The sequence below is a fragment of the Nocardiopsis changdeensis genome (assembly GCF_018316655.1).
Taxonomy (GTDB): domain Bacteria; phylum Actinomycetota; class Actinomycetes; order Streptosporangiales; family Streptosporangiaceae; genus Nocardiopsis; species Nocardiopsis changdeensis.
This window is the reverse complement of record NZ_CP074133.1, coordinates 3,771,437-3,795,301: the sequence shown is the minus strand read 5'-3', so window position 1 is coordinate 3,795,301 and position 23,865 is coordinate 3,771,437. Positions and strand designations below refer to the sequence as shown.

At 75.1% G+C, this 23,865-nt stretch carries 19 protein-coding genes and 1 pseudogene; 11 read left to right on the top strand and 9 right to left on the bottom strand.

Annotated elements, in window-relative coordinates; all coding sequences use genetic code 11:
* Nucleotides 1-41 precede the first annotated feature (41 nt).
* From KGD84_RS17270 to KGD84_RS17250, 5 genes are all read left to right on the top strand, one after another.
* Nucleotides 42-1,859, top strand: coding sequence for a hypothetical protein (locus tag KGD84_RS17270; protein ID WP_220561456.1), 1,818 nt, complete (start codon nucleotides 42-44; stop codon nucleotides 1,857-1,859).
* Between the two features lie 187 nt (nucleotides 1,860-2,046).
* The gene (locus KGD84_RS17265) at nucleotides 2,047-3,309 is read left to right on the top strand and encodes an ABC transporter substrate-binding protein (RefSeq protein ID WP_220561455.1); all 1,263 of its coding nucleotides are present in this window, start codon (nucleotides 2,047-2,049) and stop codon (nucleotides 3,307-3,309) included.
* Nucleotides 3,306-4,292 (top strand): carbohydrate ABC transporter permease, encoded by a 987-nt coding sequence (locus tag KGD84_RS17260; protein WP_220561454.1) that lies wholly within the window; start codon nucleotides 3,306-3,308, stop codon nucleotides 4,290-4,292. Before KGD84_RS17265 ends, KGD84_RS17260 begins: the two co-directional genes overlap by 4 nt.
* Nucleotides 4,289-5,161 carry a carbohydrate ABC transporter permease gene (locus KGD84_RS17255; RefSeq protein WP_255646622.1) on the top strand — a complete coding sequence of 291 codons (873 nt, stop codon included), beginning with the start codon at nucleotides 4,289-4,291 and terminating at the stop codon, nucleotides 5,159-5,161. Before KGD84_RS17260 ends, KGD84_RS17255 begins: the two co-directional genes overlap by 4 nt.
* Nucleotides 5,162-5,295: 134 nt before the next feature.
* Entirely contained in the window at nucleotides 5,296-6,816 is a 1,521-nt protein-coding gene (locus KGD84_RS17250; protein ID WP_220561453.1) for a fatty acyl-CoA synthetase, read from the top strand.
* Between the two features lie 24 nt (nucleotides 6,817-6,840).
* Here KGD84_RS17250 and leuE read toward each other — a convergent pair whose 3' ends face one another.
* From leuE to KGD84_RS17235, 3 genes and pseudogenes are all read right to left on the bottom strand, one after another.
* Nucleotides 6,841-7,500, bottom strand: a complete 660-nt coding sequence (gene leuE / locus KGD84_RS17245) for a leucine efflux protein LeuE (protein ID WP_220561452.1) — start codon at nucleotides 7,498-7,500, stop codon at nucleotides 6,841-6,843.
* Between the two features lie 58 nt (nucleotides 7,501-7,558).
* Entirely contained in the window at nucleotides 7,559-8,782 is a 1,224-nt protein-coding gene (locus KGD84_RS17240) for a hypothetical protein (protein WP_260697138.1), read from the bottom strand.
* Between the two features lie 35 nt (nucleotides 8,783-8,817).
* Nucleotides 8,818-8,964 (bottom strand): annotated as a pseudogene (locus tag KGD84_RS17235) (hypothetical protein); the annotation flags it as partial.
* Between the two features lie 434 nt (nucleotides 8,965-9,398).
* On the opposite strand from KGD84_RS17235, the gene KGD84_RS17230 reads away from it, so the two are divergent.
* Nucleotides 9,399-10,136, top strand: coding sequence for a TetR/AcrR family transcriptional regulator C-terminal domain-containing protein (locus KGD84_RS17230; protein ID WP_255646621.1), 738 nt, complete (start codon nucleotides 9,399-9,401; stop codon nucleotides 10,134-10,136).
* A gap of 96 nt (nucleotides 10,137-10,232) precedes the next feature.
* On the opposite strand, the gene KGD84_RS17220 is transcribed toward KGD84_RS17230, so the two are convergent.
* Both KGD84_RS17220 and KGD84_RS17215 read right to left on the bottom strand, forming a co-directional pair.
* Nucleotides 10,233-11,444 (bottom strand): ARPP-2 domain-containing protein, encoded by a 1,212-nt coding sequence (locus tag KGD84_RS17220; RefSeq protein ID WP_220561449.1) that lies wholly within the window; start codon nucleotides 11,442-11,444, stop codon nucleotides 10,233-10,235.
* Nucleotides 11,441-12,886 carry a hypothetical protein gene (locus KGD84_RS17215; RefSeq protein ID WP_220561448.1) on the bottom strand — a complete coding sequence of 482 codons (1,446 nt, stop codon included), beginning with the start codon at nucleotides 12,884-12,886 and terminating at the stop codon, nucleotides 11,441-11,443. The genes KGD84_RS17220 and KGD84_RS17215 overlap by 4 nt, the downstream gene beginning before the upstream one ends.
* Before the next feature lie 217 nt (nucleotides 12,887-13,103).
* Between KGD84_RS17215 and KGD84_RS17210 the strand changes: the two genes are divergently transcribed.
* The 3 genes from KGD84_RS17210 to KGD84_RS17200 all read left to right on the top strand — a co-directional run bounded on the left by KGD84_RS17210 (nucleotide 13,104) and on the right by KGD84_RS17200 (nucleotide 17,083).
* The gene (locus tag KGD84_RS17210; RefSeq protein WP_220561447.1) at nucleotides 13,104-14,051 is read left to right on the top strand and encodes a CE1 family esterase; all 948 of its coding nucleotides are present in this window, start codon (nucleotides 13,104-13,106) and stop codon (nucleotides 14,049-14,051) included.
* A gap of 67 nt (nucleotides 14,052-14,118) precedes the next feature.
* Nucleotides 14,119-14,586: a hemerythrin domain-containing protein gene (locus KGD84_RS17205; RefSeq protein ID WP_220561446.1), complete on the top strand. Its 468-nt coding sequence runs from the start codon at nucleotides 14,119-14,121 to the stop codon at nucleotides 14,584-14,586.
* 205 nt (nucleotides 14,587-14,791) lie between these two features.
* Nucleotides 14,792-17,083 (top strand): exo-beta-d-1,3/1,6-glucosidase, encoded by a 2,292-nt coding sequence (locus tag KGD84_RS17200; protein WP_220561445.1) that lies wholly within the window; start codon nucleotides 14,792-14,794, stop codon nucleotides 17,081-17,083.
* Between the two features lie 60 nt (nucleotides 17,084-17,143).
* Here KGD84_RS17200 and KGD84_RS17195 read toward each other — a convergent pair whose 3' ends face one another.
* Nucleotides 17,144-17,776: an FMN-dependent NADH-azoreductase gene (locus KGD84_RS17195; protein ID WP_220561444.1), complete on the bottom strand. Its 633-nt coding sequence runs from the start codon at nucleotides 17,774-17,776 to the stop codon at nucleotides 17,144-17,146.
* Between the two features lie 144 nt (nucleotides 17,777-17,920).
* Between KGD84_RS17195 and KGD84_RS17190 the strand changes: the two genes are divergently transcribed.
* Entirely contained in the window at nucleotides 17,921-18,532 is a 612-nt protein-coding gene (locus tag KGD84_RS17190; protein ID WP_255646620.1) for a TetR/AcrR family transcriptional regulator, read from the top strand.
* A gap of 64 nt (nucleotides 18,533-18,596) precedes the next feature.
* Here KGD84_RS17190 and KGD84_RS17185 read toward each other — a convergent pair whose 3' ends face one another.
* The 3 genes from KGD84_RS17185 to KGD84_RS17175 form a co-directional block, all read right to left on the bottom strand.
* Nucleotides 18,597-18,803, bottom strand: a complete 207-nt coding sequence (locus KGD84_RS17185; RefSeq protein ID WP_220561443.1) for a hypothetical protein — start codon at nucleotides 18,801-18,803, stop codon at nucleotides 18,597-18,599.
* A gap of 92 nt (nucleotides 18,804-18,895) precedes the next feature.
* The gene (locus tag KGD84_RS17180) at nucleotides 18,896-19,414 is read right to left on the bottom strand and encodes a pyridoxamine 5'-phosphate oxidase family protein (protein ID WP_220561442.1); all 519 of its coding nucleotides are present in this window, start codon (nucleotides 19,412-19,414) and stop codon (nucleotides 18,896-18,898) included.
* Nucleotides 19,415-19,484: 70 nt separating this feature from the next.
* A complete protein-coding gene (locus tag KGD84_RS17175) occupies nucleotides 19,485-20,834 on the bottom strand; it encodes a multidrug effflux MFS transporter (protein WP_220561441.1) in 1,350 nt (449 codons plus the stop codon).
* 423 nt (nucleotides 20,835-21,257) lie between these two features.
* Between KGD84_RS17175 and KGD84_RS17170 the strand changes: the two genes are divergently transcribed.
* A complete protein-coding gene (locus KGD84_RS17170) occupies nucleotides 21,258-23,801 on the top strand; it encodes a M14 family zinc carboxypeptidase (protein WP_220561440.1) in 2,544 nt (847 codons plus the stop codon).
* Nucleotides 23,802-23,865: the final 64 nt, after the last annotated feature.

Genomic DNA, 23,865 nt, shown 5'->3' with positions numbered 1-23,865 from the left:
CCCGCGTGCGGAATCGGGACACGAGGGACAGGGGGCCGCCGATGGGCGCTCGGGTGCGGTCGGCGTTCGGATGGGCGGGGATCGGGGTGACGGCGGCCGCGGTGGTGTTCGGGGTGTGGGCGTTCACTCTGCCCCCGGGGGCACCGCCGGAGGGTCCCCACGAGGATGTGCGCAACGGCGTGTTCGCGGTGCCGGTGGCGCTGATCACCGCCACGGTGGTCGCGGTCGCGGCCGGGTACCGGATGAGCCGGCCGGAGGAGCCGCCGCCCCGGAGCCTGGTGCTGTGGTCGGCGGGGGCGGCCGCCCTCGCCGTGCTGTGCTCTGTCCCGGCCTTCCCCGCGGATTCCTTCGCGCCGACCGCGGACCCGACGGTGTTCGGGGAGTCGGAGCGGACGCTCGCCCTGTGGGCGGTGCTGCCGCTGGTCTCCCTGGGAGCGGTGCTGTTCCTGGCCGGATCGGCCAGGTGGCCGGAGAGGGCGCGGCGGTACCGGTACGGGGGCCTGGCGGCCGGCGTGCTGGTGGTGGCGCTGTGCGCCGCGCTGGTGGGGCCCGCGGCCCGGTACCGGCCGCTGGAGCACACCTTCCTCGACGCGGCCCCGGGGGCCGCCCCCGAGGTGCCCACCGACATCACCCGGGCGGGGTGGACCTGGCGGTCCCCCGAGAGCACCGCGGTGCGACGGGTGGAGGCCGGGACGCACGGTCCACTGGTCGTTCTGGACGACGGCCTGGTCGGCCTGGCCGGAGAGACCGGTGAGGTGCTGTGGACCTACCGCAGGCCCTACAGCCCGGTGCTGGAGACCGGGGTACTCCCCGACGGGCCGGAGCGCGCCTACGTGGTTCACGCTCCGCACCCGCAGCAGGAGCCGTCGGCCGGGGAGACGGAGTGGATCCGCACCGTTCTGGACACCGCCACCGGCCGGGTGGTCGAGGAGGGGCCCTTCGAGGAGCGGGAATCGGACGGGCCGGCCTTCTCGGTGGCCCGCTTCCCGCAGCACTCTCCCTCCTATATCTCGGAGTGGAAGGAGGTCCTGACCTTCTACGACCCCTTCGGCGGCGGGGAGTGGCGGCTGCCGGTGGGGTCGTCGGACCCCGACCGCGCCTGTACGGCCGACACAGGCGGGCTCGCGGTCCAGGAGGGGGTCGTCCTGGTCGGTGCGCAGTGCACCGACCGCGACCCCGGCGCCGAACCCCGCTGGGCCGACCTGGAGTACGGGGAGCAGCGCGACGAGATGGAGCGCCTCGGGGAGAGGGCCGTGGTGACGGGGTACGACCTGGCCACCGGTGAGCTGCTGTGGCGGGACGAGCGTCCGGGCGATCCGGACAAGGCGGCCCCGATCCTCGTCCTGGGCGGTCCGGCCCGCCCCGGGACCGATCCGGTGGTCCTGACCTCGGACGTCGCCCTGAACGTGCACACCGGGGAGGAGGTCGGCATCGTCCCCGACCACCTGCTGTTCGCCAATGGGGGCATACCGGACCGGAGCGCTTACCTGCGCCTGGACACGGGGGGCGCGGTGGTGATGGAGGACCCCGGCGGCTCCGAACCCGTGCTGATGCACCGCACGAGCGCAGCCGGGGAAGTGGTCGGCACCACCGAGCTCTCGCAACGGTACGAGGAGGTGGCCCGGGGCCTGCCCCTGGGGGAGGCGATGGTGGGAACGCAGGGCTCGGACACGGTGCTGGTCATCGATCTGGACGGTGCCGCCGGTGGAGAACCGCGGCGCATCGGGATCGACGCCGGCCCCGAGGTCGGGCGGGCCCTGGTCGTCCCGGTGCCCGGCGCGGTCGTCGCCTACTCCCGCCGGGACAGCGGTATAGGGGTCGGCGTGGGGTCCGTGGTCGTCAACGGGCTGGTGCCCTGAGGCGGGTGTGGTCACGCTCCCATATACGGGAACGGCCGTCAGGTCACGCCTCGGCGTCGGATCCCTACAGCCCTTGACCCGTTGTGCGCGGACTGCAAAGGATGGCACGGCAGACGGCTTTTGTGATCCACGACACGATGGGCGGGCGCCTTCGTGAGACGGCCCCGCCGCTCCGGGAGGAGAGATCATGCGTGCACGGCGGTGGTCGGTCGCGGCGGGGGCGCTCGGGTTGGCGCTCGTGGCCTCGGGGTGCGGGGGCGGCGGGGACGGGGGCGGAGACCGGGTCGAGGTGTTCTCCTGGTGGACCGGCGGCGGCGAGGAGGCCGGCCTGAACGCGCTCATCGAGCGCTTCGAGGACGAGAACCCCGACATCGAGTTCGTCAACGCCGCCGTCGCCGGCGGCTCGGGCACCAACGCCCAGGCGGTCCTGGAGGGGCGCCTGCAGAGCCAGGACCCGCCGGACTCCTTCCAGGGGCACGCCGGGGCCGAGCTCCAGGACTACATCGAGGCGGGCTACCTCAGCCCGCTGGACGACTTCTTCGAGGAGCAGGGCCTGCACGACGCCCTGCCCGACCAGCTGGTGGAGCAGATCACCTACGACGGCAGCGTCTACTCCGTTCCCGTGAACATCCACCGCTCCAACGTGATGTGGTACAGCCCCGCGGTGCTGGAGGAGGCCGGGATCGAGGCCCCGCCGCAGACCCCCGAGGAGCTGGTGGAGGCGCTGGAGACCGTCGCCGAGGAGACCGACGCCATCCCCATGGCGGTGGGCGCCCAGTGGACGGTCGACCACCTGCTGGAGTCGGTGCTGCTGGGCTCGCTGGGCACCGACGCCTACAACGCCCTGTGGGAGCCCGGCGCCGACTGGGACACCCCCGAGGTCGCCGCGGCGCTGGCCACGTTCGACCGGATCATGGAGCACACCCAGGAGGAGTCGGCCGCCGAGGACTGGCAGGAGGCCGCGCGCCGGGTCGCCGACGGCGAGGCCGCCTTCAACATCATGGGCGACTGGGCCGCCGGGTACTTCGACGAACTGGGAGCGGTCCCGGGCGAGGACTACGACTGGGCCGCCTCCCCCGGCACCGAGGGCACCTACATGTGGCTCTCCGACAGCTTCACCCTCCCCGTGGGCGCGCCCAACGAGGAGGCGGCGCTGACCTGGCTCGAGCTGGTCGGCAGCCGGGAGGGCCAGGACATCTTCAACCCCCTCAAGGGCTCCATCCCCGCCCGCGAGGACGCCGACCCCGCCAACTACGCCGACAGCCCCTACCTGGAGTCGGCCCTGGCCGAGTGGCAGTCCGGGCCGGAGCTGGCGGGCTCGTTCTGGCACGGGGTCACGGTCGGCAACCGGTGGAAGAACGACGTCGACACCGCCGTCGGCCTCTACCTGGGCGACGGCGACGTCGAGGCGCTCCAGGACGCGCTGGTCACGGCCGCGCGGGCCGAATGAGCACGTCGCCGAACCGGTCCGGGGCCGCCGTCGGCGGCGGCCCCGGCCGCACCTCCGGCGGAGGCCCGCGCCCGGCGCCGCGCCGCGCGCTGCACCGGGCCCGCGCCTGGCTGCCCGGGCTGCTGCTGGTCTCCCCGTCGATCCTGCTCATCGGCGTCTTCGTCTACGGCATGATCGGCTGGAACCTCCGGTTGGCGCTCAGCGACAAGCACGCGCCGATCCAGGAGGGCGAGTTCGTCGGCCTCGTCAACTTCGTCGCGCTGTGGCAGGAGGCCCGCTGGCCGGCCGCGGTGGGCAACGCGGTCGTGTTCACGGTGGTGTTCGTCGGCGGCGCCCTGGTGCTGGGCTGGCTGCTGGGACTGCTGCTGGACAAGGGCATCCGCGGCGAGCCGGTCTTCCGCACCCTGTTCCTGGCGCCGATGGCCGTGTCCTTCATCGCCACCGGTGTGGTGTGGCGGTGGCTGATGAACCCGGCCCCCGCCGAGCGCGCCACCGGCCTGAACGCCCTGTTCGTCCACTTCAACCTGGACTTCCTGGTCAACGACTGGTGGACCGCGCCGGACCTGGGGATGGCGGCGATGGCGCTGCCCGCGATCTGGCAGCTGGCCGGGTACATCATGGCGCTGTTCCTGGCCGGGTTCCGCGGGGTGCCCGAGGAGCTGCGCGAGGCGGCCCGGGTGGACGGCTGCTCGGAGTGGGGCGTGTACCGGCACGTGGTCATGCCGCAGCTGCGGCCGGTCCTGCTCAGCGCGGTGATCATCCTGGGCCACATGTCGCTGAAGGTGTTCGACCTGATCATCGCCATCGCCGGGCAGCAGATCGTCGCGGACGTGCCCGCCGTGTACATGTGGGCGATGGTGTTCGAGGTCCGCGACCCGGCCAAGGGCGCGACCATCGCCTCCTACCTGCTGTTCGCGGTGGCGCTGTTCGTCGTCCCCTACCTGGTGTGGACGGTGCGCAAGGAACGGAGCGAGGGCCGTTGAGTGTTCAGAGCGCGCCCGACCGGGTGACCGCGCCCGGCGGCCGGGCGGCGGGGACCACCCGCCGCGGGCAGGCGGTCAGGTTCGCCGTCCTGTTCGCGCTGGCGGTGCTGTTCCTGCTGCCGATGTACGTGCTGCTGGTGACCGGGTTCAAGCCCTTCGCCGAGGCGACCGCGGCCCGGGCGTGGTCGCCGCCGCAGACCTGGAGCACGGAGGGCTGGGCGGCGGCCTGGGAGGCCCTGTCCTCGGGGCTGCGCAACAGCGTGGCGGTGGCGGTGCCCAGCGCGGCGGTCTCCGCGGTGCTGGGGTCGATGAACGGCTTCGTGATGGCGCGCTGGCGGTTCCCCGGCGCGGACACGGTGTTCACGCTGTTCCTGTTCGGGATGTTCATCCCCTACCAGGCGGTGATGATCCCGCTCCAGCAGATGCTGGTGGGCGCGAACCTGATGGGCGGGGTGTTCCCGCTGATCCTGGCGCACACCGTGTACGGGATCCCCATCTGCACGCTCATCTTCCGCAACTACTACGCGAGCATCCCGCGGACCCTGATCGAGGCGGCGCGCGTGGACGGGGCGGGCATGCTGCGGACCTACGCGTCGGTGGTGCTGCCGGTGTCGGCGCCGGCGTTCGCGGTGACGCTCATCTGGCAGTTCACCTCGGCGTGGAACGACTTCCTGTTCGCGGTCTTCCTCACCGGCCCTAACAGTTGGCCGGTGACGGTGCAGCTGAACAACGTCGCCGGGTCGATGGTGGTGCCCTACAACCAGCAGATGGCCGCGGCGGTGCTGGCGTCGCTGCCCACGCTGGTGGTCTACCTGGTGCTGGGCCGCTACTTCATGCGCGGCCTGATGGCCGGGGCACTCAAGGGCTGACGCCCGGCCGGCGGGGCCCGGGCGCGGAGCCGCCCCGCCGGCCGGGCGGCCCTTGTCCGAGTGGCCCCGGTCACACCAGGATGGGGGTGTCCGCGCCCCGCGGAGGGGCGCACCGGCGAACAGGGAGAGGCGACTTGAGCCCCACCACCTCCAGCACCGTCGACGGCGTCCTGCACCGCAGCGCGGCGCGCACCCCCGACCGCACCGCGCTGGTCTTCGGCGACCGCACCTGGACCTACGCCGGGCTCGACGCGGCCGTCACCCGGGCCGCCGCCCGGCTGCTGGCCCTGGGGGCGGCCAGGGGGGACCGGGTCGCCGCCTACGGCCGCAACTCGGACGCCTACCTCATCGGGTTCCTGGCCTGCGCGCGGGCCGGACTGGTCCACGTCCCCGTCAACCACGCCCTCCAGGGCGAGGAGCTCCTCTACCTGCTGGAGCAGTCCGGCAGCACCATGGTGCTCGCCGACCCCGCGCTGCGCTCGGCGGTCGACGCCGTCCGCGACGGCGCCGGGGTGGAACAGGTCGTGGAGCTGCGCGACACCCCCGGCGGCCTGCTGGCCGCGGCCTCGGAGGGCCCCGTCCCCGACCTGGGGGTGGAGACCGCCGACACCGACCTGGTGCAGCTGCTGTACACCTCCGGGACCACCTCCCGGCCCAAGGGCGCGATGATGACCCACCGGGCGCTCGTGCACGAGTACCTGTCGTGCGTGGTGGGCCTGGACCTGCGCGCCGACGACGAGCCCCTGCACGCCATGCCGCTCTACCACAGCGCCCAGATGCACGTCTTCCTCATGCCGTGGCTGGCGGTGGGCGCGCGCAACACCCTGGTGGAGGCGCCCGACCCCGCCGACCTGCTGCGCCGCATCGAGGCGGGCCGGCACGGGGCGTTCTTCGCCGCGCCCACCCTGTGGGTGGCGCTGGCCAACCACCCCGAGTTCGCCGAACGCGACCTGGGCAGCCTGCGCAAGGCCTACTACGGGGCGTCGATCATGCCCGGGCCGGTCCTGGAGAAGCTCCGCGGCGCCCTGCCCGACCTGGGGTTCTACAACTGCTTCGGGCAGAGCGAGATCGGTCCGCTGGCCACCGTGCTGCGCCCGGAGGAGCACGCCGACCGGCCCGCGTCGGCGGGGCGGGCCGCCCTGTTCGTGGAGCTGCGGGTGGTCGACGACAAGGGCGAGGACGTCCCGCCGGGGGAGCCGGGCGAGGTGGTGTACCGGTCGCCGCAGCTGTGCCAGGGGTACTGGGACAAGCCGGAGGAGACCGAGGAGGCGTTCCGCGGCGGCTGGTTTCACTCCGGCGACCTGGTTCGCGCCGACGCCGAGGGCTACATCGAGGTGGTGGACCGGATCAAGGACGTCATCAACACCGGCGGGGTGCTGGTGGCCTCCCGCGAGGTGGAGGACGCCCTGTACACCCATCCGGCGGTGGCGGAGGCGGCCGTCGTGGGCACGCCGGACGAGAAGTGGATCGAGGCGGTGACGGCGTTCGTGGTGCCCGCCGCCGGGGCGGACACCGAGGGTCTGGAGGAGGCGCTGGCCGAGCACGTGCGCGGACGCCTGGCGGCGTTCAAGGCGCCCAAGGCGGTCCGGCTGGTCGACGACCTGCCGCGCAACGCCTCCGGCAAGATCCTCAAGCGCGAGCTGCGCGGTACCTGAGCCGGCCCGCACCGGCGACGGGCGTCAGGCGGAGCTCAGGGACAGCTTCACGGCGAAGCCCAGGAACAGGGCGCCCGCCAGGGACGCGGCCCCGGCCGAGAGCCTGCGCCGCCGCCGGAAGGCGGCGGCCAGGCGGGTGCCGCTGAAGATCAGCGCCGACAGGTACAGGAAGCTGACCAGCTGCAACAGCAGGCCCAGGACCAGGAAGGACACCGCGGGGTAGGGGTAGGCGGGGTCGACGAACTGGACGAAGAAGGAGATCAGGAAGACGATCACCTTCGGGTTGAACAGCGACACCACCAGGGCCCGCCGGTAGGGGCGCTCGGCGGCCTCGGCCCCGGAGGCGTCGGCGGCCTGCTGCTCCAGGCTGCGCCGGTGCCGGGTGGTCCACATGGCGTAGGCGGAGCGCAGCATGCCGAAGGCCATCCAGACCAGGTAGGCGGCGCCCGCGAACTTCACGACCGCGAACACGACCGGGTTCGTCTTCAGGAGGGTGGCGGCCCCGGCCGCGGCGAGCAGCATGAGCACGGCGTCGCCGGTGAAGACCCCGGCGGCGGCCGTGTACCCGGCACGGGTCCCGCCGCGCGCGGCGACGGAGAGCACGTACAGCGAGTTGGGGCCGGGCAGGAGCACGATGAGGACGAGGCCTGCCAGGTAGGTGGGCAGGTCGGTGATGCCGAGCATGGTGGAAGTCTGTCATCCCACCTTTCCCGGCGGGAGCCCGGGCACCCCGTGACACCCCTCACCCGTGCCGCGGGCCGGTGCCGGGACCGGGTTCCGGGGCGGCGGCGAAGCGGCGGGCCAGGAGGTGGAACGCCTCCTTGGGCTCCCAGTGCCCGTCGTCGGGGGACAGGCCCGACTCCAGGGAGGGCGGGCGCACGATCCCGAAGGACGCCTTGTCCTGGTCGCGCTCGGGGTCCTCGGAGTACCGGCAGTCGCCCTCGATGAACATGCACACGAACGCCCCGTGCACCTCCTCGGTCTCGAACACGTCCAGCAGCTCGTCCAGGGTGTCGGCCTGCACCTTCTCGCTGCGCCGGTACCCCGGCCGCACCCTGCGGTCGCCCGGGTCGCTCCAGTCGAGGATGTCGGAGCCCGACCCGCCCGCCTCGCGGGCGCCCTCGTAGGCGCAGCAGCCGAACTCGGTGACCAGCACCGGCCTGCCCCAGCCGCGCAGCGCCCGCAGCCCGTCCCGGTAGGCGCGCAGGCCCCTGCCGTCGAGGTAGTGGTCCACGCCGACGAGGTCGAACGGGGACCAGTCCACGTTCTCCCAGCCGCCCGACCCGTAGGTGAGGGGGCCCGCGAACCCGGCCCGGGCGGTGCGGGCGAGCCGCCGCAGCAGCCGGTCCAGCCTCCGGTCGAACAGCGGCGACAGTGGGAAGAGCCAGGCGAGCCGGGCGGTGCGCACCGCGAACGTGTCCCCGGGGACGATGCCCTGGGCGAAGACCGACAGCTCGCAGCCGACGTTGAGCCCCACCCGGTCCGGGTGGTCGGCGCGCAGCCGCTCGCAGAAGGCGGCGGCGCGGCCGAGCCGCTCCGTGATCTCGTCCTGTGTCCCGTCCACCAGGCGCGGCTGCACCCACACGAACAGCCCGTGGTCCAGGGCCGACCGGGCCGCCTCCTCCAGCCGGCCCAGGTCGTGCCCGAACACGGTGACGGCGTTGCAGCGCAGGTCCTGGGCGATGACCCGCATCTCCCCGGCCACCACGTCGGGCCGCCACCGCTCCCGCGAGTGCTGCCCCGGCAGGTAGGAGGAGCCGACGTCGTACAGCACGCCCCTCTGGGCCAGGGCGCGGCGCGGGGGCGGGTCCCCGGCCGCCGCGGAACGGGCCGGGGCCGCCGGGCGGACGGCCGCCAGGGCGGCCAGGCCCGCGGCGGCCGACAGCGCCGCCGCCCAGCCGGGGACAGCCCGGCGGCCCAGATCCCGGCCAGGAGCAGGCCGGCGCGCACCCCCAGGGCGGTCCACAGTCGGCCCGAGCGCAGCCGCAGATACCCCAGCAGGAACCCGAAGGCGAAACCCGTGGCGAGCGCGCCCGGGTCCCCCTGCACCAGTGCGGCGGCCGGAGCGAATAAGGCGGCCTGCGCCGCCACCGCGCCGAGTCCCCGCCGGCGGGTGCCCAGGGCGTACTGGACGTAGCCCCGGAACACCGCCTCCTCGGGCAGCACCACCGCGACCAGCGCCAGCGCGGCCGCGCCCCAGGCCGCCGCGGGCGGTGCGGCCGGGGTCCAGGCGCCCAGGGCCAGCGCCGCGCCCAGGACCGGGACCGCCCCGGCCAGCGCCGCGCCAGCCCGGTCCCCGCGGCCGCCAGCGCGGACCGGGTTCCGCCGGTCAGGCCCAGGGCCGGGAGCGGCGTCCCGGTGGCGCGCAGCAGCACCCACAGCAGCAGCGCAGCGCCGGGCGGGACCGCCGGCGGGGGCGCGAAGGCGGCGAGGAGGGCGAACCCGGCGGCCGCGGCCACCGCCCCGGCCCGCGCCCGGCCGGGGGAAGGGGGTGGTGGCGGGGTGGTCATGGGGCCTCCCGGCTATACTCCGTACAACGTTCGGAGTTTCAATGTACGTCGAGGGGACGGGAGGCGCCAGTGGTGACCGAGGACGACCCGCGGCCGATCCTCGACCTGCTGTGGAACGGCATCGACCCGCCCCGGCGCGGGCCCCGGCACCGGCTCACCGTCCGGGGCGTGGTCGACGCCGCCACCGCGGTTGCGGAGGTGGAGGGCCTGGCCGCCCTGTCCATGCGCCGCGTCGCCGCCGCCCTGGGCGTGGGCGCGGCCACCCTGTACACCTACATCCCGGACAAGGCGGCCCTGCTGGCCCTGATGGTGGACACGGTGATCGCGGAGGCGCCGCTGCCCCACACCCTGCCCGGGACCTGGCGGGACAAGGTGGCGGCCTGGGCCCGCGCCGACCTGGAGGGCTACCGCGCCCACCCCTGGCTGGTGGACCTCATGGGCGCGGAGCGCCCCGTCGGCCCGGGCGCGCTGGCCTGGACCGACTCGGCGCTGCGGGTGTTCGGGGGCACCGGCCTGGCCGACCGCGAGGCCCTCGCGGTGATCGGGGCCGTGGACGGCTACGTGCGCGGCCACGCCGCCCGGGCGGTGGACGCCGACCGTACCGCCCGCCGGGTCGCCCCGGACGGCCGCGCCTGGTCGGACGCCCAGCTGGAGTACCTGGCCGACCGCGTGCCCTCCGGCCGGTTCCCCGCGGTCGAGCGCCTCACCGAACCGGGGCCGGGGACGGAGGAGGTCTTCGAGGAGGGCCTGTCCTGGCTGCTCGACGGCGTCGAACGCCGCATCGCCGACGGCCGGTCCGCCGACCGCTGAGCGGCCGTGCCCGCCGCCCGGCCCGCCTGTTGCCGTCGCACGTCGGCCTGTCCGCCGCCGCACGTCGCCCGTGGGTGGCTCGGCCGGGCGCCCGTGTCAGCGGCGCCGGGCGGCGCGGCGGCGCTCGGCCCGGTGGGCCTGGAGCAGTCCCGGGGCCAGCAGGTGGCCCAGCCCCGCCCGGTCCAGCCGGTCGACGAGCGCCGGCTCCGTGATCCCGAGGTCGGCCGCGGCCTGCTCCAGCCGCCACTGCGCCGCGCCCAGCGCGTACAGCAGGCGGGCCTGCCGCGCCTGGGCGGCCGACAGCCGAAGCGTCTTGAGGTAGGCGGCCCGGCCGCGCCCGTCCTCGATCACCTCGCCGACGTGCAGGTCGTCCCCGCGGGTCGGCTCCGGGGCCAGCCACCCCGTGCGGAACCGGTACCGGCGGCCCCCGCCGTCCGGGTCGGAGTACTCCCACCCGCCGAAGTCCGTGCCGCGCCCGCTCCGGTACAGCCCGGCGGTCAGCGAGGACAGCATGAGGGTGTCGTGGCCCTCCCGCGTCCGGTCGCGGCTGCGCGCGACCTCCCGGCGCAGGTCCGCCAGGGAGCGCACCCGCGTCTCCCGCAGCGGCGTGTACAGCGGGGGGACCGTCGCCCGCAGCAGCCCGTAGGTGTACAGGGTCTCGCCGAACAGGTCCAGCAGCATGCTCATGTGCAGCGCCCGGTAGTCGTCCGGGTGGGGGTACAGGTGCACCGACGCCAGGGCGTCGGCCACGTACACCGCCACGCCGCACTGGTCCGGGTGGATCTCGAACACCCGCAGCGCCTCGGCCAGGCCGCCGATCGCCCTGCCGGGGAGGGCGTCGGGGACGGGGGAGGGGACGCCCCGGTGGACCAGGTTCCGCGACCACTCCGCCCAGGCGATCTCGGGGCCGCCGGAGAACAGCGTCAGCAGCCCGTCCACGGCCTGGCGCATCGGCAGGAACCGGCTCCGCCCCCGCTCGGCCCTCCGCGCCCCGTGGGCGCGCGGGTGCGGGTACACGCGCCGGGGCGGTGACGGGCTTTTGGGCGGGACGATGCGGGTCCCGTAGGAGGCACTGGGCGCGTCGTCGCCCTCCCAGGTCAGCAGGTAGGCGTGCGGGACGTAGCAGCACGCGCCCCCGTACCCCCGGGCCGCGGACGGGTCGTCGCGCAGGTCGTCGTCGGCCAGCGGGTGCAGCCGCAGCCCCGGCACCGGCGCGTCGCGCAGCAGCGGCACCAGGCGGATGCCGCCCCACTGCTGGGCGGTGCCGGTGGCGACCCCGGCCAGGTCCAGGCTCTGCGCCTCGGTCACGGGGCCTCCTCGGGGCGGTCGGCGGCCAGCAGGGTGTCGGCGGTGGCGAGCAGGTGCGCGCGCAGGTCGGCCAGTCCCAGCCGCTCCTCCCCGAACCGGGCGAGCTCCACCAGGGAGGGCAGCACCGCCGGGTCGTGCAGCCCGATGGTGGGCACCGCCGGGGACAGCCGGTGCGGCGCCAGGGAGTCGGTGTCCAGCACCGGGGCCAGGTGCACCATCGTCACCGACCGCTCGGGATCGACGCGCCGCCGCCACAGCAGCAGGGCGTCGGACAGCAGCGGCGGGGTGTCGTCGTAGCCGTCGGACACCACGACGACCCGGGAGGGCCCGGTGTCCAGGGCGTCCAGGATCGTCTCGGTGAGCCGGGTGGGGCCCGCGGGGCGGGCGGTGAGCGGGTCGGCGCGCCCCGACAGCCAGTGCGAGGACCCGTCCGGGGACAGCGCCCGCAGCAGGTGGTGGCAGGCCAGGGCCAGCGCCAGCGGGCGGTTGCGCCGCACCGGCGAACCGATGGAGGAGTAGCTGTCGTCCAGGACGGCGGCGGTGCGCGGCCAGGTCCCGGCCAGCGGGCCGGCGGTGCGCAGCGCGGCCCGCTCCAGCGCGGCCTCCAGTTCGGCGCGCCGCTCGCGGCGTTCGGCCACGGGCAGCCCGAGCACGTACACGCACAGCCGCAGCAGCGGGGCCGAGCCGAGGTCGGTCAGCGGGGCGTCCAGGCCCAGCCGCCGTGCGCCGCGGTCCAGGCGCAGCCGCTCGGCGGCGGTGGTGCGCTCGGCGATGCCCTCCAGGAACACGGCCCGGGGCACCCGGTGGTGGGTGGCGAACCCCTCGGCGACGGTGAAGGGCAGGCCGTACAGCTCCCGGGCCGCGTAGTGGGCGCGGCGGTGGGACTCCAGTAGAGGGGTGGTGTAGGGGCGGGCGCGGCGGGCGGCGGGGCCGGAGAACAGGAACCGGGCCACCTCGGCCGGCAGCGGCACCCGGGCGTGCCGGGCGGCGGCGCGCAGACCGGCACGGTACTTCAGGGCGTCCAGCGCCAGGGGGCGGCGGGCCAGCCAGGCGCGCATGACCGCGCGGGTGCGGCGGTTGTTGACGCGCTCGGCGGCCAGGCGCCGGAACAGGCGGTACACGCGCTGCGGGGGCATGAGCGCCAGCCTGCGGCCGATCAGCCCGTTCTCGCGGACGCGCGTCGCCGGGTCGGCCGACGGACGCGGACGGGAGAGCAGGGTGTGCACGATCCGCGCGGCGTTGTGGTCGTTGACGTGCAGGGCGAGCATCAGGCCGTACAGGTCGGGCAGGGTGCCGTGCACGTACTCGTGCAGGAAGTCCAGGGCGGGGCGCTGGTCGTCGGCGCCGGTGTGGAACTCGCGCTGACCCGTGGAGGAGACCGCCGCGGCCGCGAAGAGCAGCAGGTCCTCGCAGGCCAGCAGGTCGGTGTAGGTGTCGGTCATGTTCGGGGCCGCCTCCGGCCGGCGCGCTGCGGGCCGGGGAGTGCTGGCGCGACCGGCGTGAATGGTGCGTACAAGGCAGTTCTCGGAAGTCGCGGCCCAAGTCCCACGGCCCGCGGGTCGAACGTAGCAAAACAGCCGCGCGCAGCAGAACCGATTTATAACCGGGAAGTCGATAACGTCTTCGTTGTCCGAATGCCGTCGCCGGAAGGAGCACCGCGTGCCCCTGCGCATGCTCGTCCGCTCGGTGCTGGTGCTCGCCCTGGCGGCCCTGGCGGTGGCCGCCCCCGGCGCGGCGGTCCCGCACGACCCGGACCCGGGGTACCGCTCCACGGGCTGCGGGCTGCCCGCGCCCCAGGAACCGGGGGAGGCGGTGCGGTACTCCCTGGTCAGCGACGGTGTGGAGCGCGAGTACCTGGTCCACCTGCCCCGGGGGTACACGCCCGGCCGCGCCTGGCCGGTGCTGCTGGCCTACCACGGGCGCGGAGGCAGCGCCGAGGGCATGGCCGGGTACTCGGGGCTGACCGGGCTGCCCGCGGTGGTGGTGCTGCCCGACGCGCTGACCGGCGAGGACGACCGGTCGGCCTGGCAGGGCGCCCCCTACTCCCCGCCCGGGGCCGACGACGTCGCCTTCACCCACGCGCTCCTGGACACGGTGGAGTCGCGGACCTGCGTGGACCGCACCCGGGTCTACGCCGCGGGCATGTCCAACGGGGGCGGCTTCACCGCCGTGCTGGCCTGCGCGGCGCCGCGGCGGATCGCGGCGATCGCGCCGGTGGCGGCGGCCTTCTACCCGCACGGCCTGGAGTGCGACACCTCCCGGGCGGTGCCGGTGGTCTCCTTCCACGGCACCGCGGACGAGACCATCCCCTACACCGGGGACCCCGGGCGCGGGCTGCCCGACGTCGCCCGGTGGAACGCCGACCGGGCCGCGGCCAACGGCTGCCTCCGGGGGCCGCGGACGGAGCGGCTGGGACCCGACGTGACCGCCCTGGAGTGGACGGGCTGCGCCGGCGGCGCCGACGTCCGGCACCTGGTGGTGGCCCGGGGCGGGCACACCTGGCCGGGGGCGGTCTCCGCCAGTGGTCCGGGCCGCACCACCGACACCGTCCCGGCGTACCGGGAGCTGTGGCTGTTCGCGGCCCGCCACCGCCTGCCCGCCGCCTGACCCCGCAGCCGGGCGGCTGCTAGCCTTCCGGAGGTTCTTCACGGGGACCGAGGCGACGAGGGGGACGATGGGCGGGGAACGCGCCGCGGCGTGGCGGCGGGAGCTGGAGGCGGTCCACCGCAGGCTGCGCGACGCGATCGGCGTCGCACGGGCCGCCGTCGACCGCGGCGAGGACACCGGGAGCGCGGCACAGGACCTGCTGCTCTACTGCCACGGGTTCTGCCGAGCCCTCACCGGCCACCACCGCAGCGAGGACGCCACCCTCTTCCCCCTGCTGGTCGCCGCCGACCCGGGGCTGGCCCCGGTCGTCGCGCAGCTCAAGCAGGACCACTCCATGCTCGACCACCTCATCGGCGCCCTGGAGAAGGCCCTGGAGCGGGGCGGGGACGCCGAGGAACTGCACCGCCACCTCGACGGCATCGAGGCGGTCATGGAGACCCACTTCGGGTACGAGGAGCGCAGGATCGGCGCCGCCCTGGACGCCCTGGACGCCGGGGACCTGGACCGCACCGACCTGTTCGGCCCCATCGCCTGAGCCCCGGCCCCTCTCGGAGCGCGCGGGGCGGGCCCGCGGGGAGCGGGCACCCGTCCGCAGGGGCGGGCCGTGCGGCCGGTGAGGGGATGGCGCCTCCCCGCCCCCTCGTCCCATGGTCCGATGTCGTAGCGTAGACGCCGTGGGATCGCTCCCATGGCTTTCCGTGACCGATCGCTACAATCCGCCACCGCAGGAGGAACCCCTGGTGAACGCCCCGCACCCCTACCTCGACCCCGCGCTGAGCGTCGCCGACCGGGTCGCCGACCTGGTCGCGCGGATGACCCTGCCGGAGAAGGTCGGCCAGATGCTCCAGCTGGACGCCCGGGGCGGGGTGCGCCCCCTGGTCGAGGACATGCACGCCGGCTCCCTGCTGCACACCTCCCCGGAGCTCGTCCTGGAGGCCGCCGCCCTCACCGAGCGGACCCGGCTGCGCATCCCCCTGCTCATCGCAGAGGACTGCATCCACGGCCACTCCTTCTGGGAGGGCGCCACCGTCTTCCCCACCCAGCTCGGCATGGCCGCCACCTGGGACCCCGGGCTCATCGAGCGCGCCGCCCGCGTTACCGCCGTCGAGGTCGCCGCCACCGGCATCCACTGGACCTTCTCCCCGGTCCTGTGCATCACCCGCGACCTGCGCTGGGGCCGGGTCGGCGAGACCTTCGGCGAGGACCCCCACCTGATCGGCGAGTTCGCCTCGGCCATGGTCCGCGGCTACCAGGGCGACGGCCTCGACGACCCCACCGCGATCCTGGCCTGCGCCAAGCACTTCGCCGGGTACTCCGAGACCCAGGGCGGCCGCGACGCCACCGAGGCCGACATCTCCCGGCGCAAGCTGCGCTCCTGGTTCCTGCCCCCGTTCGAGCGGGTCGCCCGCGAGGGCTGCCGCACCTTCATGCTCGGCTACCAGTCCATGGACGGGGTGCCGGTCACGGTCAACTCCTGGCTGCTCGACGAGGTGCTGCGCGGCGAGTGGGGCTACACCGGCACCCTCGTCACCGACTGGGACAACGTCGGCCGCATGGTGTGGGAGCAGAAGATCCAGCCCGACCACACCCACGCCGCGGCCGCCGCCGTCAGGGCCGGGAACGACATGGTCATGACCACCCCGGGCTTCTTCGAGGGAGCCCAGGACGCCGTCGCCCGGGGCATGCTCGCCGAGGAGGAGATCGACGCCGCCGTCGCGCGCATCCTCGCGCTCAAGTTCGAGCTGGGCCTGTTCGAGAACCCCCGCCACCCCGATCCCGCCCGCCAGCGCGTTGTCATCGGCCGCCGGGAGCACACCTACCTCAACCTGGAGGTCGCCCGCCGCTCCCTGGTCCTGCTCGCCAACGACGGCACCCTGCCGCTCACCGACGAGCGCGCCCCCGGCCCCGGCGGCCGCGCCGTGGCCCGCACCGGCGAGGCCGCCCGCACCATCGCCGTCGTCGGCCCCAACGCCGACGACCCCCACACCCAGCTCGGCGACTGGGCGGGCGCCTCCGGCCAGGTCGACTGGCTGCCCGAGGGCCACCCCCGGGAACTGACCCGCACCGTCCTGGACGGCCTGCGCGACCACGCGCCCGAGGGCTGGAAGGTCGTGCACGCCCGCGGGGCCGACATCTGCAGCCTGGGACCGGACCCCGCCGGGGCCGCCTTCCCCGACGGCCAGCCCCGGCCGCCCGTGGTCCACCCCGCCGAGCCGGACGAGGCGATGATCGCCGAGGCGGTCGCCGCCGCCGAGGCCGCCGACCACGTCGTGGCGGTCGTGGGCGACCGCATCGAGCTGGTCGGGGAGGGGCGCTCCACCGCCACCCTGGAGCTGGTCGGCGCCCAGACCGCCCTGCTGGACGCGCTCGCCGCCACCGGCACCCCGATGACGGTCGTGGTCGTCTCCTCCAAGCCGCTGGTGCTGCCGGAGTCGGCCCTGAACGCCGCCGCCCTGGTGCACGCGGCCAACCCCGGAATGCAGGGCGGCCGGGCGGTCGCCGAACTGCTGCTCGGGCTGATCGAGCCGTCCGGCCGGCTGCCCGTCTCCTACGCCCGCCACGCCGGGCAGCAGCCGACCTTCTACAACCAGGTGCGCGGCCAGCACGGGGACCGGTACGCCGACCTCACCCAACGGCCCGCGTTCGCGTTCGGCGAGGGGCTGTCCTACACCCGGGTGGAGTACTCCGACCTGGTGGTCGCCGAGGCCGACCTGGGCCCGGGCGACACCGTGCGCGCCGAGGTCACCGTCGCCAACACCGGCGGCCGGCCGGTGCTGGAGACCGTGCAGGTGTACGTCTCCGACACCGTCACCTCGGTCACCTGGGCCGACCGGGAGCTCAAGGCCTTCCGGCAGGTGGAGCTGGCCCCGGGGGAGGTCCGGCGGGTGGTGCTGGAGGTGCCGGTGGCCGACTGCACCCTGGTGGACGCCGCCGGGGTGCGGCGGGTGGAGCCGGGCGGCTTCGAGCTGCGGGTCGGCCCGTCCTCCCGCGAGGAGGACCTGCTGCGGGCCCCCTTCACCGTCCGCGCCTGACGGCGGGGCGGGTGCCGGGAGGGCGGGCCCGCGGGCCCGCCCCGGCGGGCCGCCCCGCGCTCACCCCGCGGCGAGCGCGCGGCCCGCGTCGCGGGCGGTCTCCAGGGCCCGGGCGCGCTGCTCCTCGGCGAGGCCGCGCAGCCCCTCCATGGCGGGCGTGGTGGCCGCCAGGGTCAGCTCGCGCTTGATGAGGGTGAGGTCGGCCTCCCACAGGTCGGAGACCAGCCGCAGCAGGTAGGGGGTGGAGTGGTCCCAGCCCTCGCGCGGGGTGCCGGGGCCGTAGCCGCCGCCCAGGGTGGTGACCAGCACGGTCGGGGTGCCCTTGAGCAGCGGGGTGCCCGTCCCGCCACCGGTGATCACCAGGTCGGCCCAGGCCTTGAAGTGCTGGGAGACGCCGTAGTTGTACAGCGGGACGGCCAGGATGACGGCGTCGGCGTCCTGGAGCTCGGCGGCCAGGCCCGCGGCCAGGTCGAGCGCCCCGCGCTGCTGCGGGGTGCGGTCGGCCTCGGGGGTGAAACCCGCGGTGGTGGCCAGGGCCCAGGCGTCGGAGGGCAGCGGGTCGGTGCCCAGGTGGCGGCGGACCACGGTGCCGCCGGGGTGGGCCGCGGCCCACTCGGCCTCGGCCCGGTCGGCGATCTCGGCGCTCGCCGAGGCGGCGGGCAGGATGCTGGCGTCCAGACGGAACAGGTTCACGGAACTCACTCTTTTCAGCCGGGGTCGCGGAGCGCCGGGTACGGCGCACGGTGCGGCGGCACGCCGGGAGGGCCCGGTCGCGCGTTCGCACGCCATCATAAACGGACTTCACCCCGCTTATTGTTCCCGGGGTAGATTGGCCCCGTGAACCTCCCAGTGGTGCCCTTCGGGAAACCGCGCCCCGAACGCGCGGACGCGGCGCGCAACCGCGAACTCCTCCTGGCCGCGGCCCGCGAGATGATCGCCGAGAACGGCGTGGAGAACGTGACCATGGACGCCCTCGCCGAGCGCGCCGGTGTGGGCAAGGGCACGGTGTTCCGCCGCTTCGGCACCCGGGCCGGCATCTTCCGGGCACTGCTCGACGACAGCGAGTACCGCTTCCAGGAGCGCGTCCTGTCCGGGCCGCCGCCCCTGGGACCGGGCGCACCGCCCCGGGAGCGGCTGATCGCCTACGGGCGCCTGCGCACCGGGTTCCTCCTGGAGCACCTGGCCGTCGCCCGGGCCGCGGTGGACTACGCGCAGCCCGCCCCGGGCGGAGCGGTGAGCATGACCCTCCCGCACTTCCGCATGCTGCTGGCCGCCCTCCCCGTCCCCCCGCCGCACCTGGACGGCATCGCGCTCCAGCTCACCGGGGCTCTGGAGGGGCCCCTGCTGCTGTCCCTGGCGATGGGCGAGGACGCCGTCCCGCCGGAGCCGGGCGCCTGCCACCCGCTGGCGGACAGCTGGCAGACCCTCGTCGAGCGCCTGCTGGACTGAGGGGGACCACGACCGGGGGAGAAGAGTGCCGGGGGCGGGCCCCCGGCACATCCGCGATCCCGGGTCACTCCGAGGGTTCGGGCAGGGGCGGGCACTCGATGGTCGGGTTCACGCCCATGTAGTTCAACGGCCCGACGAATACGGTGCCCAGGGTGTAGCCGACGTTGGAACACGAGGGCTCGTCGCTGAACAGTCCGCGCTGGAACACGGCGATCACGCCGATGACCAGCCAGACGACGACGAGGGTGGAGATGACGATCTTCGTTCGCATGGGTCCGCCTCCACAAGGGGGGTCGAGGCTGTACCGTCCTTTGTCTTCAGCGAACCCTTACCCCCGAGATCGGGCGTTTCACCTCCCGGTGATCACGGCCACACGTCGAACCGCCACCGGGTGGGCGCCGGGCCGTCCTCGTCGGTGGGGAACGCGTACACGTCGGAGGGCACCACCGTGTACACCCCGTACGGGGGCGGCCCCGCCGTCGGGGCGCCCTCCGGGCCGGTCAGCTCCCCCTCACCCGGGACCGGGGCCCAGCCGTGGTGCTCGGCGTAGGCGGCCGCCACCCAGGCGAGGCGGTCGCGGTCGCGGACCGGTTCGGCCGTGCCCTCCACGACCGCGTCCATGCCCGCCACCGTGCACGCCAGGCTCACCCGCGGGGCCCCGGCCAGCAGCCGTGACTTGGCGGTGCCCGCGCCGGAGGCGAAGAACGGCTGGCCGTCCACCCACACCGCCAGCACCGGCCGGGTGTGCGGCGACCCGTCCGGGCGCACCGCCGTCAGCCACGCGGCCCCCGCCCCCCGGGACAAGCGGGCCAGCGCCTCCTGCCAGTCGGCCGGTCCCCGCCCGGTCAGCGGACGGGCCTGCGGGTTCGGAAAGGTGGACATGCCGCTACCCCCCTGGTCGCCTTGCACGAACCGCCCAGGTTAACGGCCCGTGCCGACATCCACCCGGTATTCACGCGGCGCGCGTCCGGGCGCGTCGCGCGCCGACCGCCGTCAGGGAGAACACCGCGGCGGCGCCCACCGCGGAGGCGAGCATCACCGTGCTCATTCCCGCCAGGGTCACCGCGCCGCCCCAGCCGGCCAGTGCCGCCACCGCCGAGCCCAGGCCGAACTGGAGGGTCCCCAGCAGCGCCGAGCCGCTCCCGGCCCGGTCGGCGGGCAGGTGGGCCAGCGCCAGCGCCGTGGCGTTGGGCGAGACCAGCCCGGTGAACAGCATCATCACGAACAGGGCCGCGGTCACCGACAGCAGCGACGCCGCGCCGGCGGCGTCCAGCGCGACCAGCGCCCCCACCGACGCGATCGAGCCGGCCAGGCCCAGCAGCAGCCGCCGGTGGATCTCCACGTGCCGCACCAGCAGGGCGTTGGCCTGGTTGCCCAGGATCATCCCGAGCGTGGTCACCGCGAACACCAGGGCGAACCGCTGGGCGTCGGCGCCCAGCTCGTTGTGGGACACGAACGAGAACGCGGAAATGTAGGTGAACGACATGCCGAAGCCCAGCGCCAGGGTCAGGGTCGGCAGCAGGAACCGCGCGTCGCGCAGCAGCGCGCCGAACACCCGCAGCTGGCCGCGCGGGTCCACGGCGGTGCGGCGCTCCCGGGGCAGGCTCTCGGGCAGCGCCCACCAGACCAGGACGGTGGTGAGCAGGCCGACCGCGCCCAGGGCGCCGAACAGCACCGGCCACGGGCCCAGGAGCAGCAGCTGCCCGCCCAGGATCGGCCCGAGCATGGGGGCCAGCCCCGACAGCAGCACGAGCCGGGAGAAGAACACGGCGGCGGCCTCGCCGTCGAAGACGTCGCTCACGATCGCGCGGGACACGACCAGCCCCGCGGCCGCCGACAGCCCCTGGAGGAACCGCAGGACGGTGAAGACCTCCACGGTGGGCGAGAAGGCGATGGCGACCGTGGCTGCGGTGAACACGGCGGTGCCGGCGAGCAGCGGGAGGCGGCGCCCCCAGCGGTCGCTGAGCGGGCCCACCACCAGCTGGCCCAGGGCCATGCCGGCCATGACCGAGGTCAGGGTGAGCTTGACGGCCGACTCGCTCGTGCCCAGGTCGGCGGCGATGGCCGGGAGCGCGGGCAGGTACAGGTCGGTGGCCAGCGGGCCGACGGCGGACAGGGCGCCCAGCACGATGACGAGCAGCAGGGCGCGGGCCCGGCCCGGCGCGGGGCGGGCCGCCGGAGCGGTCGGGGCCGCGGAGGCCGGGGTCGGCGCGGGGGCCGGGACGGTCGGGGCCGGGGGCGCGGGAACGGTTGTCGGGGTCGCCGCGTGGCGGCGATCGGGGCGCACGGAGGCAAGGGTCACCGGGGAATCTCCATTACCGGATCGGGATGGTCAGGGGTGCGCTGAACGCGCGGTGCGCGGGCGCCGTGAACCGTCTTCGGACGGGGCGCCGTGGACTGACCCCGAAGGGCCGCACTCCCGGCTCCAACAAGGGTCGGGGGCCGGGAAAATCCCCGCTTTCCCCGAGGAATTCCGTGATCCGGATTACGTCGGCGCGATCCCCTACAGGACAGGGGATCCGGGGGAGCGTGGCGACCCCCACGGCGGATCCGTACCGTCCGGACCCCAGGAGCGGGTAAACGGCGGCCCATGCCGGCGCAGGGCCCGCCCCAAGGAGTGGTCATCCGGCGGAACGCCGCACGCAACACGGTTTTCACGGCGGACCGCCTTGTCCCACCGGCCACTCGCGGGTAGGAAGCAGGGAAGCCCCCAGGAAGGACCCCCGTGTACCCACCCCCGCCCCTCCGCCGGAGGGCCGCCCTGACGGCCGTGGCCGCAGTGGTCGCCGCCGGCGTGCTCGGCGCCCCCGCCCCGGTCCTGGCCGACCCCGCCCTGCGCGAGCACGGCAACGGACCCGAACGCAACGACGTCGCGGCCGTCCCGCTCCAGGACCCCGCCCGGACCCTCACCGCCCCCGCCCCGCCGCAGGTGCCCGGGGTGGACCCCGACACCCCCTACCCGCGCCAGAGCGAACTGCCGGTCCACCCCGAGGACCCCGGCGACCACTCCGTCAAACTGGGCCTGACCCCGTACCACGACCTCGCACCGGCCCTCAACGAGCTGATGGACGACTCCGACCGGGTCAGCGCCGAGATCATCGGCACCAGCACCCGCGGCCGCGACCTGTACCTGGTCACCCTCACCGAGCCGGAGAACCGGGCCCGCGCCGACCAGCAGCGGCGGATGCGCGAGCTCATCGCCGACGACCCCGCCCGGGCCGCCCGCGACCGCACCCTGCCCGACCGGTACAAGACCCCGGTGCTCGTCAACGCCAACATCCACGGCAACGAGTGGGAGGGCACCGACGCCTCGCTGCGCGTCATCGAGGAGCTGGCCCACAGCGAGGAGCCCGCCACCGAGGAGCTGCTGGAGGGAGCGCGGCTGTACTTCGTGCTCACCGCCAACCCCGACGGGCGGGCCGCCGGGACCCGGGCCAACGCGGCCGGGTTCGACCTCAACCGCGACTTCGTGACGGTGTCCCAGCCGGAGACGGCGGCGGTGCGCCAGGTCATGATCGACACCCAGCCGCTCGTCATGGTCGACCAGCACGGGTACGTGAACGGCACCCTCATCGAGCCGTGCACGCCCCCGCACGGCCAGAACTACGAGTACGACCTCTTCATCAAGAACACCTACGCCAACGCCCTGGCCATGGAGGAGGCGATCCTGGAGCTGGGCTACACGCCCGAGGACGACGGGGTGCGGCCGCCGCAGATCCCGTTCCGGGACAGCGCCGACGGCTGGGACGACTGGCCGCCGATCTTCACGCCCATGTACGCGCCCTACCAGGGCGCGGTCGCCTCGGCCACGGTCGAGTTCCCGATGCGGGTCAACAACGCCGACTACAGGGACCTGCCGGAGGAGGAGCTGCGGCGGCGCTCGTCCATCAACACCGACATCTCCGCCGCCACCATCGAGGCGACCATCGAGTTCGCCCGGGAGAACCGGGAGGAGCTGATCGCCGACCAGATCGAGGTGTTCCGCCGCGGCGCGGCCGGCGAGGAGCAGGTGGTCCCGCCCGAGGAGTGGGTGCCCGGGTTCGGCCCCGAGGACGTGTACACCACCGAGTTCCCGCGGGCCTACGTGCTCCCGGGGCGGGACCGCGCCACCGCGCGGCTGGTCGACTTCCTCATCGCCAACGACGTGCGGGTGGACCGCGCGGAGGAGGGCTTCACCGCCGGGGGGAGCACCTACCCGGCGGGGTCCTACGTGGTCGACATGCACCAGCCCAAACGCGGCATGGCCAACGTGCTGCTGGAGGCGGGCCGCGACATCAGCGGCGACGTGGAGGCGATGTACGACATCTCCGGGTGGAGCCACGGCCTGCTGTGGGGCGCCCGGGTCGACCCCGTCCAGGAGGCGGTGGCGGCGCCGACCGGGCCGGTGGCCGCGGCCGCGCCCACCGGCCGGGTGGAGGAGCCCGGCGCGGCCGGGTGGCGGCTGGAGGTGGCCGACGGCTCCGACGCCGCGGCCCTCAACGGCCTGCTCGCGGCCGGGGCCGCGGTGACCTGGGACGGGGGCGGCGCGGTGGTCGCACCGGAGGCGGCCGGGGCGGTCGCCGAGGCCGCCGACCGGCACGGGGCGGTGTTCGCGGCCGCCGACGAGCCGGGCGGGACCGCCCTGGAACCGGTGACCGTGGCGGTGGCGGGCGCCGCCGACGAGGTGTTCACGCTGCAGGCGCTCGGCTTCGAGCTGGTTCCGGTGTCCACCGCGGTGCTCAACGGCGGGTTCGACTGGTCGGGCGTGGACGTGCTGTACGCGGGCTCGGGCCTGGTGTACGCCGACCTGGACGCCGACGCCCGGGCGGCCCTGGACGGGTTCCTCGTCGGCGGCGGGGGCCTGGTCGGCCGCGGCGCGACGGGCGCCCGGCTCAACGACCAGGCGGGGCTGCTGGACGTGACCCGCGCCGCGGGCCGTTCCGACGCCAACGGCGTGGTGGCCGCGGAGGCGGGCGAGGGCGTGCTCACCGGCACCGGCGGGCACACGTTCGTGTACTCGCCGGGCTGGTTCACCGACCTCGGCGCCGGGGTCGCGGTGGAGCAGACCTACGCCGACGACCCGCTGGTGGCGGGGCACTGGCGGGCCGACGCGAACGGCGCGGGCGGCCCGGACGCGGCCGCCGGACGGGCCGCGGTCGTCAGCGGCACGGCGGACGGCGCCGCGGTGGTGCTCTTCGGCACCGAGCCGATGTTCCGCCACCACCCCAAGGGCCTCTTCGCCCAGGTGGCCCAGGCCCTGTACTGGACGGCCTCGGCCCCGCCGGCCTGACCCCCACCCCACCGTCCGCCCCGGGAACCTCCCCGGGGCGGACGGCGGGGCGGTGATGGGTCAG